At 56.4% G+C, this 11,417-nt stretch carries 13 protein-coding genes; 12 read left to right on the top strand and 1 reads right to left on the bottom strand.

Annotation, left to right across the window (positions count from 1 at the left end; all coding sequences use genetic code 11):
* From BR83_RS0113755 to BR83_RS0113730, 6 genes are all read left to right on the top strand, one after another.
* Positions 1–493, top strand: a 493-nt coding sequence (locus tag BR83_RS0113755; protein ID WP_027357551.1) for an IS607 family transposase, incomplete at its 5' end; no start/stop codon positions are given.
* Positions 462–2,165 (top strand): IS200/IS605 family element transposase accessory protein TnpB, encoded by a 1,704-nt coding sequence (locus BR83_RS0113750; protein WP_027357290.1) that lies wholly within the window; start codon positions 462–464, stop codon positions 2,163–2,165. The genes BR83_RS0113755 and BR83_RS0113750, both read left to right, overlap by 32 nt.
* Before the next feature lie 364 nt (positions 2,166–2,529).
* On the top strand, positions 2,530–3,294 hold the full coding sequence (locus BR83_RS0113745; protein ID WP_027357550.1) for a type IV pilus inner membrane component PilO: 765 nt from the start codon (positions 2,530–2,532) through the stop codon (positions 3,292–3,294).
* A 114-nt stretch (positions 3,295–3,408) separates the two neighbouring features.
* On the top strand, positions 3,409–3,951 hold the full coding sequence (locus BR83_RS0113740) for a GspH/FimT family pseudopilin (protein ID WP_162164760.1): 543 nt from the start codon (positions 3,409–3,411) through the stop codon (positions 3,949–3,951).
* A gap of 99 nt (positions 3,952–4,050) precedes the next feature.
* Complete coding sequence (locus BR83_RS0113735) at positions 4,051–5,469, top strand: TldD/PmbA family protein (RefSeq protein WP_027357548.1); 1,419 nt, start codon at positions 4,051–4,053, stop codon at positions 5,467–5,469.
* A gap of 37 nt (positions 5,470–5,506) precedes the next feature.
* On the top strand, positions 5,507–6,148 hold the full coding sequence (locus BR83_RS0113730) for a Uma2 family endonuclease (protein ID WP_027357547.1): 642 nt from the start codon (positions 5,507–5,509) through the stop codon (positions 6,146–6,148).
* A 61-nt stretch (positions 6,149–6,209) separates the two neighbouring features.
* On the opposite strand, the gene BR83_RS0113725 is transcribed toward BR83_RS0113730, so the two are convergent.
* Positions 6,210–6,488 carry a DUF3243 domain-containing protein gene (locus BR83_RS0113725; protein WP_027357546.1) on the bottom strand — a complete coding sequence of 93 codons (279 nt, stop codon included), beginning with the start codon at positions 6,486–6,488 and terminating at the stop codon, positions 6,210–6,212.
* Positions 6,489–6,654: 166 nt separating this feature from the next.
* Here BR83_RS0113725 and BR83_RS0113720 point away from each other — a divergent pair, with 166 nt between their 5' ends.
* The 6 genes from BR83_RS0113720 (at position 6,655) to BR83_RS0113695 (ending at position 11,053) form a co-directional block, all read left to right on the top strand.
* Positions 6,655–6,867: a hypothetical protein gene (locus BR83_RS0113720; RefSeq protein WP_027357545.1), complete on the top strand. Its 213-nt coding sequence runs from the start codon at positions 6,655–6,657 to the stop codon at positions 6,865–6,867.
* A 106-nt stretch (positions 6,868–6,973) separates the two neighbouring features.
* Positions 6,974–8,302 (top strand): TldD/PmbA family protein, encoded by a 1,329-nt coding sequence (locus BR83_RS0113715; protein ID WP_242839683.1) that lies wholly within the window; start codon positions 6,974–6,976, stop codon positions 8,300–8,302.
* Between the two features lie 75 nt (positions 8,303–8,377).
* Positions 8,378–8,839, top strand: a complete 462-nt coding sequence (aroQ, locus tag BR83_RS0113710; protein ID WP_027357543.1) for a type II 3-dehydroquinate dehydratase — start codon at positions 8,378–8,380, stop codon at positions 8,837–8,839.
* Positions 8,823–9,899, top strand: a complete 1,077-nt coding sequence (locus BR83_RS0113705; protein ID WP_027357542.1) for a M24 family metallopeptidase — start codon at positions 8,823–8,825, stop codon at positions 9,897–9,899. The genes aroQ and BR83_RS0113705 overlap by 17 nt, the downstream gene beginning before the upstream one ends.
* A gap of 38 nt (positions 9,900–9,937) precedes the next feature.
* On the top strand, positions 9,938–10,495 hold the full coding sequence (gene efp / locus BR83_RS0113700; RefSeq protein ID WP_027357541.1) for an elongation factor P: 558 nt from the start codon (positions 9,938–9,940) through the stop codon (positions 10,493–10,495).
* A gap of 111 nt (positions 10,496–10,606) precedes the next feature.
* Positions 10,607–11,053 (top strand): CD1247 N-terminal domain-containing protein, encoded by a 447-nt coding sequence (locus BR83_RS0113695; protein ID WP_027357540.1) that lies wholly within the window; start codon positions 10,607–10,609, stop codon positions 11,051–11,053.
* Positions 11,054–11,417 lie beyond the last annotated feature (364 nt).

The following is an 11,417-nucleotide window of genomic DNA, read 5'->3' as shown; positions in this document are numbered from 1 at the left end:
TGACGGGCAGGAAGCAGTCGTGCTTTACGCCCGGGTATCCACAAAAAAGCAGGCCGACGCGGGCAACCTGAACCGGCAGATCGAACGGCTGCGGCAGTACGCCCGGGAAAACGGTTTTACCATCAGGGCGGAGTTCACAGACGTGGCCAGCGGCCTGAACCAGAAGCGCCGCGGTTTAGCGAACGTGCTCAAGCTGGCCGAGCAGGGCGAGTATAAGAAGCTCATCATCGAATATCCCGACCGGCTGGCCCGGTTTGGTTATGAGTATATCGAGCGGCATTTAAGGTACTGCGGCGTAGAAATAATCGCCATAGCTGAAAAAGAGCCGGAGGACGTCAATTCCGAGCTGGTCCGGGACCTTTTGGCCATAGTCACGACCTTTTCGGCCCGTTTGTACGGCGCCAGGGGCGGCAGGAGGGTTAGGCAGGGGTTTCGGGAGCTGATAGTGGGAGTGGAGCGGGATGAAAAAGCCAAAAAAGAAGGCAACAATTAACCCGGATGAAAGTATAAAATACACCGTATGCGGCGAGTGGTTTCCGGAAAGTTTTCCTGCCCGGCGCAGCCTGCGTTGGGGTCGAGGTGGCGAAGACCCCCTGGCCACCGAGATGCGCCTTTTTTGTTCATGCCAGCGTTGGGCGTTCAACCGGCTGCAGGAAGGCCGTTCCCGTGAAGAGCTTAAAAGAGAAGGCCAGAAGCTATTTGGCATAAACTCCCGTTTTTGTGACGATGCCGTATTGAAAGCAAAGGCCATTATTGAATCACAGAGGGGACTGCTGGCGCTGGAAATCGAGGAAACGGAAACAAAGCTGGCCCGGGCTAGGAAGAAACTCGGCTGGGCGGAAAAAGACCTGGGTAAAGCGGTTGAAGCAAACGACCCGGTAAAAATCGAGAAAGCCGAACGCATCGTACACGGCCGCAAAGCGCGGGTCAAAAAACTGAAGACGAAGCTGGATGAACTGAAAACCCATCAAAATAACGGCACCATACCCACGGTAGTTTTTGGCGGCCGTTCTCTGTGGAAGCGGGCCTGCAGGGGCAGAGCCACAAAAGAAGAATGGCGAAATGCCCGGCAGGATCGGCTGTACGCCCGGGGAGACGAAACCAAGGGCGGCAATCCGAACATTAAGATAAGCTACCGCAGCGGAGAATTTGCTTTGTCCGTGACCATCTCCCACCTGTCCGAGCAGACAGGCACGGACAGCAGAGGAAGACCGGTAATGACGAGGGCTCCCCGGGTGGAGGGAAAGCTCTGGCTGCCGGAGAAGCACCGGTTGAAGGTGTGGGAGTTGCTTCTTTTGGGCACACCCTACACTGTGGAACTGATCAGGGGCAGGGACGGCCGGTACAGGGTACATATTTCCTTTGCCATAACAGCACCTGAACCGGTGACCAGTCCCAGCCGGGGCTACTTAGGGATGGACACCAACCCGGACGGTGTGGCTTTAGCCAACGTCAATTATTTCGGCCAACCGGAACCCTGGCCGGAAGGATTTACTGTACCACATCCGAAGGCCCTGCACAAATTTGCCGGGGAATTCCAGGTGACAGTACAACCGAACGGTTTTCTGTACATCAAGATACCGGAACTTGCTTACAGCCGGGGGTACCGGCGCACATACTTAATTGGCGTACTGGCCAAGGTAGTGGTGGACATTGCCAAATTTTTAGGTAAGCCCATTGCCTTGGAAGACCTGGACTTTGGGAAAGACCGGCTGGATACGGACAGGAAATTCAACCGCATGGCGGCCAACTTCCCGTTCAAAAAGATAATCGAGGCCGTCATGAGGAGGGCATTCAAGGAAGGTATTGGAGTAGAACCGGTCTGGCCGGCGCACACGTCCACCATCGGCTATTACAAGTACATGGAGCGGTACGGGGTAATTGTCCACCACGCCGCCGCTTTGGTTATCGCCCGGCGTGCGATAGGCTTCAGAGAGTGCATTACCAGCGAGTTGAAGCAAAAGATTCGAGTCATCAAAGAGAAGCTGAACCAGAAGGTTGATTCCTTACCTGGGGAAGGAAGAGGGATGACCCGAAAGGTGAAGCGACTCTTCAAGCGGCTGGAAGGAAAGATTCTCATTCACAACGGGTTGACCCGTTTTAAGCAGGAATCGTTTTATTCCGTCTGGCACGAGTTGAAGCAGCTCGCTTTATCAAGTAGGTGACCCCGTTTAGCCGGTATCGGACAAACCGGTAGGCCGTACCTAACAGGTTGCGGGGGGCGTTCGGCACTCAAGAAACTTGAGTGCTGGGCCGCGAAATAGTCAACATTGATGAAGGTGCAAGCCGGAGGTGCCTGTTACGCGCAGTTCTCCCGTCCGGGTGGGACTCCCGGGGCCGAGGTCTCCCTGTCGCTACAGCCTGCTCCCAGGGGTAGGCAAATCCAATCCAGAAAGGAGCGAAAGCCTGGTCATGGGGAGGCCGCTTAACAAGGAATGGTACAATGTATCAGGAATTGTTAAGTTTTTTGAACCAGGAAACAGCGCGCTGATGGCTTTCTGGACGGATAGACCTGGCAGGAGGGAAAGGGTGCTGTTAACCGCTCTCCTGACCCTGGGCCTGGGATTCTGTTTATATACATTTATTCTGGCGCCTCAGGCCAGGGCTTACCTGTCGACCCGGCAGGAGCTGGAAAATGCCCGGAATAAACTGGCCAGCTACCGGGCCACGGCTGCTGCTTTAAGGGATGAAAGCGAGAAACTGGAAAAGGCCCGGGCCCAGGCGGCCATCCTGGGAAAACAGTTTGCCAGCGATATTGGGAAGGGAGAGGATATTGTCCTGCTGGGCCTGGAGGCTGCTTCCAGGAACGTGGACATCACAGGTGTGGAGCCCGGCGGGATCAAAGAACAAAAATATACCCTGGAAATGCCCCTGAAAATTTTCGTGGAGGGGGACTTCAGGGATGTGCTGGATTTCTGCCGGAGCCTGGAAAAAGGGGCCCTGCACAACCTGACCGAGGTAAGGGGTATCAATATGGAAGGCACTGATACGCCCGGCAGGGTGAAGGCGGAATTCAGCGTGGTCGTATATGCGGATAGATCGCCCGGGAGCAGGTTGAAACTGGAGGAAATGGGCAGGTGGTTGACCGGCCGCTATAATATTTTCGCGCCAGCGGATGGTACGGCACCCGTTCCCGAACTGTCCGGCCGGCTGAAAGGGCTGCCCGCGCCGCCCGGCGCGGGGTCATCTCCCGCCTCCCCCGCTGCGGGGAACACACCGGAGTTGACAGGCCAGAACCTGCCGCCCGGGGAAAAAGGTACGGTGGCGGGAGAGGTTTATTACTTCAACAAGTAATGATTGCAGGCGTTTAGGAATAACTGAAAATAGGCCGCGGGTGGGATAATGTCGGGTCGCTTTTGGAAACGGGCAGGTCGTAAAAGTTATTCAAATCCGCTGCCGGGCGCCGGTTTGCCCTGTGCAGCGGGGAACAGCGGGCTGGGAGGCCGGCCGGGCCGCCGGAAGGTATCCTCCGGCGCTGGGATTTCCCCCGGCTACAGCCTGGTGGAATTGCTGCTGGTGGTGGGAATTTCCTTCCTGGTGCTGGTGGTGGTTATCCCCGCCTATAAGAACACTAATACGCACCGGGCGCTTTTCATGGCCGCCCGGCAAATGGCGCAGGACATCCGGGCCTGCCAGCAGGAGAATATGTGTGCGCCCGGCATGAGCGTGGAAATCGTTTTTGATGTGGTGGGGGACTGCTACTACCTGGCCAGCGGGGTAAAAATACTCAGGAAGGTGGTGCTGCCCGCTGAAGTGGATCTGGCCGCGGTCAGGTTTTCCGATCGGGGAAATGCGTTGAGCTTTAACTCCAGCGGGGTACCCCGCCCCGGCGGGGGTACGTTAACTTTAAAGGGCAGGAACGAAAGCTTTTTTTATTATGTGATTGTAGCCCCGGTTACCGGGCGGGTTCGTGTTTCGCCCACACCTCCCGCCAGCTGGTATGGCGGGTAGCCGTCTCCTTATACGCGCAGAAAAATTGGGCATAATTACGTTTACAGTACTGGCAAAGATTCTATGGAATGATTCAATCCCGTATAAGAGGTGATCCCTTTGGTCGATGAACGTTTATTAAAAGAGGCTCTGGACCTGGCCCTGGCCAGCGGAGGAGATTTTGCCGATATTTTTGTCGAGCACAGGCGGGCCACGGGTATCGGCCTTGAAGGCGGTAAGATAGAGCGGGTTCATTCGGGTATAGATATGGGTGCCGGTATCCGCGTGATTAACGGCGATTCCACGGCCTATGCCTATACCAACGACCTGAGCCGGGAAGGCCTCCTCGAGGCTGCCCGCATGGTCAGTCATGCCGCCCGGGGAGAGAAAAAGGAATACCACCTGGACCTGCGCCGGGTGCAGCCCGTGGTGGAATTTTCCATAAAGGAGCCGCCCGATACAATCAAACCGGAACGCAAAGTGGAGGCGGTGCAGGCCGCCGACCGGGCTGCCCGGGCCGTGGATGCGGAGAAAATCAAGCAGGTAATGGTGGGCTACGGGGACGTGGTCCAGAAGGTGGTCATTGCCAACAGCGCCGGTGAATACGTGGAAGACGAGCGCATCCGCACCCGCCTGATGGTGCAGGTGGTGGCCGCCGAAGGGCCGAACCTGCAGACGGGCTACGAAGCCGTGGGCGGGCTAACCGGCTTTGAACTGCTGGAGCAATATCGTCCCGAGGCGGTGGCGGAGGTGGCGGCCCGGCGGGCCGTGGAAATGCTCAAAGCAAGGGAAGCTCCCACCGGCAGGATGCCCGTGGTGATGGCCGGCGAGGCCGGGGGAACCATGGTTCACGAGGCCTGCGGCCACGGCCTGGAAGCGGATCTGGTGCAGAAAAAGCTTTCGGTTTATGCCGGCAAAAAGGGGCAAAAGGTGGCTGCCGACATTGTAACCGTGATCGACGATGCCAGCATGGCCGGCCATTATGGTTCCTACCGCTTTGATGACGAGGGGGTGCCGGCCCGGAAAGTGACCCTCATTGAAAAAGGGGAGCTCACGGACTACATGTACGACCGGCTCACTGCCTCCCGGGAGGGGAGGAAATCCAACGGCCACGGCCGCCGGGAGTCCTACCAGCACAAGCCCATCCCCCGCATGGGCAATACCTACATCGCTCCGGGCAAAATGGACCCGGAAAAAATCATCCGGGAGGTCAAAAACGGCCTGCTGGTGAAGAAAATGGGCGGCGGCCAGGTGAATACCACCACCGGGGATTTTGTGTTTGACGTGGCCGAGGGGTACCTGATCCAGGATGGGGAAGTGGGTCCCATGGTGCGGGGGGCGACCCTGACGGGCAACGGCCCCGAGGTGCTCCGGATTGTGGAAATGATCGGCAGGGATCTGGGCTTCACCATCGGAACCTGCGGCAAGGACGGGCAGGGAGTGCCGGTGAGCGACGGCCAGCCCACCATGGCCATCAGGGAGCTCGTGGTGGGCGGCACAAGCCACAGCCGGGCCGATGGCAAGATCCGGCGCCTGTAGTGCCCGCGGTTTCAGGCAAAAGTTAGGGGGGACGATAATGGGCCGCCTAAAAGAAACGGCAGCGGTTTATGAAACCAGGCCCCTGCCGGAAGGCAAGATCACCTTTGAGGAGTTTTTGGCCTGGTGCGATGAAGATACCTGGGCGGAGTGGGTGGATGGGGAGGTTGTTATATTGACGCCGGCAGCCAGAAAGCATCAAAAAATAACTGCCCTATTATCAACCTTGTTAAGGGAATTTGTTCTCAAGCAGAGCTTGGGAGATGTTTTGACCGCTCCTTTTTTGGTGCGCCTGCCAGAAAGCCTGCGCCGGGGCCGGGAGCCGGATATTTTTTACGTAAGCAACGAAAAGCTACCGCTATTGAAGGAAACATATATGGACGGTCCCCCCGATCTGATTGTGGAAATAACCTCTCCGGAAAGCCTGGCCCGGGACCGGGGGGAAAAGTATGTGGAATATGAGGCTGCAGGCGTTAAAGAATACTGGCTTATCGACCCGGACAGGCGGCAGGCGGAATTTTACAGGCTGGCTGAAGAAGGGCGCTACCGTACAGTTCATCCAAACGAAGAGGGGATCTATCGTTCGGAGGTCATCCCCGGCTTCTGGCTGCAGGTGAGCTGGCTGTGGCAGGACCCCCTTCCTTCAGCTATTGACTGTTTGAAAGAGTTGGGTTTAATTTAAACAAAAGGCGGGGCCCGCTGCCGGACCCCGCCCCTGAGACTTTTTTACCGCCCGGAATTTTTTAAAACGCGGTGTAATTTCCCGGACGTTCCGAAACCAGTTTGGTCATCAAACTGGCGATAACCTGTTTTTCCTGCTGGTCGGCCACCTGCCATAACTCTTTCAGAACCCTTTGCTCCGGGCTGGCCGGCGGTACGTGATCGGCCAGCACCTGGCCGGCCTGCTGGGCCAGGTTTACGATACGTTCCCGGGAAATACCCAGTTCTTCCGCAAACTCTACGGCCTGACCAAGGAAGTTTTTCCAGTTGTCCCAGTTGGTGCTAACCTGCCGGATGTCCATATTAACACCCCTTTCCTGATTTCTGGCAGGACCTGTTACTATTTTGTTCCTTTTTCCACCGCCTTATTCAGGAAAAGGAATACACACCTCTGTAAACAGCGGCATATGGTAACAAAAGAAAAGGGAGAGCATGCTTATTGGAGGCCTTATCCAGGGGGTAGGCTGTATGAAAATTGGTGATATCGTGACCCGTAAGGTATGCGGGGAAGACATGCAGTTTTGCATACTGGGCTTTTACACCAGGCAGAGCACCGGGGAACGGGTGGCCATACTGGCCATGCTGGACCCCACCACCATAGTGGAAGCTTCGGTACAGGAACTGGCCCCGGTGTCTTTGAAAGATATATTTGCCCTGACCACAAGCATTTATGTGCACTGACTGCCGGCAGGCAGTTTTTTATTGCCCCTGAAAGGAATAGGTTGATGCCTATTGAATAATACTTATGGTGATGTGGAAAGGAGTGGGATCAATTTTGGCCGATTTTATGGAAATTGCCCGGTTTGCCCTTCAGCGGGCTGCTGCCCTCGGTGCCGGCCAGGCTGAAGCCTATCTCAATAACAGTAAGGAACTGGTCGTGGAAGTGCGGGATGGTCAGGTGGAAACCATGAAGCTGGCCCGGGACCGCGGCCTGGGCCTGAGGGTGCTGGTGGGTAGCAGTGCCGGGTTTGCCTTTACCACCGATCTTTCCAGGACTGCTGTTGAGGATGCTGTCCGCCAGGCCATAAACAATGCCGCCAGCGCTGACCCGGACCCTCACCGGGTACTGCCGGAACCTCCCCCCGCTTATCCTGCTCTGGACCTTTATGACCCGGCCATCCGTAGAGCTTCTGTAGAAGAAAAGATCGAGCTGGCCCGGGCCATGGAAAGGGCGGCCCGGGATTTTGATCCCCGGGTGAAAATAATTGAAAGTGCCGCCTACCAGGATGCGGAAATCGATGTTACCCTGGTCAACAGCCTGGGCGTTGTGGCCACCTATCAGAGCGCTTACTGCGGTCTTTACCTGTCGCTGGTGGCCGAAGAAAACAATGACAGCCAGACGGGGTTTGCCATGGATTACCGCCTGCGGTATGACCAGCTTGATCCCGGCAGGGTTGGGCGGGAGGCTGCCGGGCGAGCCGTACGCATGCTGGGGGCCAGGCCGGTGACCACCCGCCGGGCGGCGGTAATAATGGAACCCTATGTGGTTACCGGTTTTCTGGGCCTGCTGGGTCCCGGCCTTACTGCTGAAGCCGTGCAGAAGAACCGTTCTCTTTTTGCCGGTAAGGTGGGGCAAAAGGTGGCCTCTCCCCTGGTGAATGTTATCGATGATGGTACCCTGAACGGGGGAATTGCCTCCGCTCCTTTTGATGGCGAGGGCGTGCCCACCGGCCGTACGGTGCTGATAGAAGGCGGAATTTTGCGCGGTTTTCTGCACAATACATATACGGCCGCCAGGGATGGCGTCAAATCCACCGGCAATGGGGTGCGCGGTTCCTTTAAAAGCCCTCCGGAGGTGGGGACGACCAACTTTTTCATCCAGCCGGGAACCACTTCCCTGGAAGATCTCATTCGTGATACGAAGCAGGGTTTATATGTTACCGAGGTACTGGGAATGCACACGGCCAACCCCATCTCCGGCGATTTTTCCGTAGGGGCGGCGGGGATATGGATTGAAAACGGGGAGCTTACCCGCCCTGTCCGGGGCGTTGCCATTGCCGGCAACCTTATGACCATGCTCCAGCAGGTGGATGGTGTGGCCAGCAACCTGACCTTTTTTGGAGGCCGGGGGGCGCCGGCCATCAGGGTGGCCGGGATGTCCATCAGCGGCCATTAAGAACAGGCTTTGCAAGTATAATGGGTTATGATAAAATTTTTTTTGCGATCCATTCCTGGCAGGAAGGTGCTCCTGGTGAAAATACTGGTTTTAAATGGACCCAATTTAAATTTGCTGGGGCGCCGGGAACCCCGGATTTACGGCGCCCTTACCCTGGAGGAAATTAACGCTTCCCTCGAGCGGCTGGCCGGAGAATTGGGCGTAGAGGTTTCCTTCTTCCAGTCCAACCACGAGGGTGAGCTGGTGGACAGGCTCCACCGTGCGGCGCAGGAAGAAGATGCGGTGGTTTTCAACCCGGGAGCCTACACCCATTACAGCATTGCCCTGAGGGATGCGGTAGCTGCTGCCGGTTTACCCGTAATCGAAGTGCACCTTTCCAACATCTATGCCCGCGAGGAATTTCGCCACCGTTCGGTAATCGCCCCGGTGGCTGCCGGTCAAATCAGCGGCCTGGGTGAGCTCGGATACCGCCTGGCCTTAAGGGCCGCGGTGGAGCTGGCGCGGAAGAGGAGGGCCGGGTGTGCGGGAAAGGATTGAGCGCCTGCGGGCCAGGCTGGCCCGGGAGAACATAGATGCCATGCTGGTGATGCGCCCGGAAAACCGTTATTACCTGAGTGGTTTTACCGGTTCCGCCGGGGCCCTGGTGATTACCGCCCGGGAGGCCTATTTTTTAGCCGATTTTCGTTATTTTGAACAGGCGCAGGAAGAATGCCCTTTCTGTCAGGTGATAGGGTTTAAAGAATCCCTTTCTGATACCCTGGCTGAAAAACTTCCCCGCTGGGGGGTCAGCCGGCTGGGCTATGAAGGGGATTTCCTGACCTATAAACAGGCGGTTACCCTGCAGGAGAAGCTGGAAAAAACCCCGGTGGTACCCCTTTATGGACTTGTGGAGGAGCTGCGGCAGGTGAAGGATCCGGGAGAAATTGAGCTTCTGTCCCGGGCCGCGGCCCTGGCCGATCAGGCTTTCGAGCACATCCTGGGTTATCTTAAGCCGGGGGTAACCGAATGGGATGTGGCTGTGGAGCTGGAATGTTTTATGCGCCGTTCGGGTGCCCGTAAAAGCGCCTTTGATATTATTGTGGCCTCGGGCCCCCGGGGTGCCCTCCCCCATGGCGTGGCTTCCCAGCGCGTTATTCAAGCGGGGGATCTGGTGACCATGGACTTTGGCTGCGTGTACCGCGGGTACAATTCCGACCTTACCCGGACGGTGGTGGTTGGTTCGCCCCATCCCCGCCAGAAAGAAATCTACGACCTGGTGCTGGCTGCCCAGCGGGCCGCCCTGGCGGCCGTGCGGGCTGGAATAAAGGCCTGCGAGGTGGACCGGGCGGCCCGGCAGGTGATTGATTCCGCCGGTTATGGGGAAAACTTCGGCCACAGTACGGGTCACGGTGTGGGTCTGGCGGTGCACGAGGAGCCTTCCGTTTCCAAAAAGAATGAAACCTTGCTCCAGCCGGGCATGGTCATTACCATCGAGCCGGGTATTTATCTCCCCGGCTGGGGCGGGGTCAGGATTGAGGACCTGGTGGTGGTGGAGGAAGAGGGGTGCCGTATCCTGACCAGTGCTCCCAAAGACCCTCTGCCTGAGGTTCCGGTATAAAGGGTATTTTATATTTATAAAGGGGGTTTGGCTGAAAAGTGATTTCCACCAACGATTTTAGAACCGGATTGACCATTGAACTGGACGGCGATGTCTACCAGGTAATTGATTTCCAGCATGTCAAGCCGGGGAAGGGGGCAGCCTTTGTCCGCTCAAAACTCAGAAACCTGCGCACCGGGGCGGTAATTGAAAAGACCTTTAACGCCGGCGAGAAAATACCCCGCGCTCACGTGGAACGGCGGGAAGTGCAGTACCTGTATAATGACGGTACCAGCTACAACTTTATGGATATGGAAACCTTCGACCAGTTTTCCATGACCAGAGAACAGCTCGGTGATGCGGTCAACTTTTTAAAGGAAAATATGACCATCAACCTCCTTATGTTCCAGGGAAGATCCATAGGCGTGGATTTACCCAATTTTGTGGAGTTGAAAGTGGTGGACACGCCCCCTGGCATTAAGGGCGATACCGCCTCCGGGGGTTCCAAACCCGCTACCCTGGAAACCGGGTATGTCGTTCAGGTGCCCTTTTTTGTAGAGGTGGGGGATGTTTTGCAGATTGACACCCGTACAGGGCAGTATATCAAGCGGGTATAAGAATCTTTCTTCTCAATTTAATCTTCAGGAAATATATGTTTAAAACCCCCCGATAAGAGCAATACTATAACAGTCCAGTTGGATACTCATTAAATAAGGGGGGTTTGATTAATGGAAGATTTGAAAGCCAGGGTGGCTTACCTGCAGGGTCTTTCCGCAGGTATGGACCTGGAAAAGGAGAGTAAGGAAGGCCGGTTACTTTCAAGCATAATTGATGTCCTTGGCGACTTTGCCAATTCTTTTGACGAGCTGCAGGAAGCCCAGGAGCAGCTGGAGGATTATCTGGAAAGTATTGATGAGGATCTGTACTCCCTGGAAGATGAAGTTTATGAAGATCGCCCGGACAGGCATGATGACGATTACATGGAAGTTGAATGCCCGCGTTGCGGGGAGATAGTTTGCTTCGACCGGGATATTCTCGATGATGAGGATGTGATTGAAGTAACCTGCCCCAACTGCGACGAGGTGGTCTTTGTTAACGATAACGCTTACACCTCCGCCGATGAGCCCGAAGAACTGGAAGGCAGCGCAGGGGCGGAGCACGAAGATGACCTTTAAGGTTTCGGTGATGCCGAAACCTCAGAGTATTGACAAACTCTTCGTGTGCCCCGGTTTTCCAGTAGGAGCGACCTGGAGTGAGCGCCGCCGGGCCAGGCCCGTGCCGCGGACAGGATGTCCGCGGAGGCCACCTGAACACAGGATGTGTGAATGTGGCCGGTACCCGCCGAAGACCGGAGCCGGGGCCAAAAGGCCCGGCCAGCGAAACGACCGGGAGCGACGAGTAAAACCGGGGCACACACCAGGAGTACTTTGTCGACAGCTTGAGGTTTCGGTGATGCCGAAACTTTTTTTATATTCCGGGTGAAATGCACGCGGATACCCCCCTTGACTTCAAGCCTGACCGGGTTTACAATAGGCCAGA

The sequence above is a fragment of the Desulfofundulus thermocisternus DSM 10259 genome, assembly GCF_000686645.1.
Taxonomy (GTDB): Bacteria; Bacillota; Desulfotomaculia; order Desulfotomaculales; family Desulfovirgulaceae; genus Desulfofundulus; species Desulfofundulus australicus.
The sequence above is the reverse complement of the archived record's forward strand: the minus strand, read 5'-3'. Positions and strand labels throughout refer to the sequence as shown.

Excerpts from the sequence above, each read along its gene's own strand:
- BR83_RS0113750 (WP_027357290.1), top strand. The coding sequence starts at position 462 with ATGAAAAAGCCAAAAAAGAAGGCAACAATTAACCCGGATGAAAGTATA.
- BR83_RS0113730 (WP_027357547.1), top strand. The coding sequence starts at position 5,507 with ATGGGCCGCCTAAAAGAAACGGCAGCGGTTTATGAAACCAGGCCCCTG.
- BR83_RS0113725 (WP_027357546.1), bottom strand. The coding sequence starts at position 6,488 with ATGGACATCCGGCAGGTTAGCACCAACTGGGACAACTGGAAAAACTTC.
- BR83_RS0113720 (WP_027357545.1), top strand. The coding sequence starts at position 6,655 with ATGAAAATTGGTGATATCGTGACCCGTAAGGTATGCGGGGAAGACATG.
- BR83_RS0113715 (WP_242839683.1), top strand. The coding sequence starts at position 6,974 with ATGGAAATTGCCCGGTTTGCCCTTCAGCGGGCTGCTGCCCTCGGTGCC.
- BR83_RS0113695 (WP_027357540.1), top strand. The coding sequence starts at position 10,607 with ATGGAAGATTTGAAAGCCAGGGTGGCTTACCTGCAGGGTCTTTCCGCA.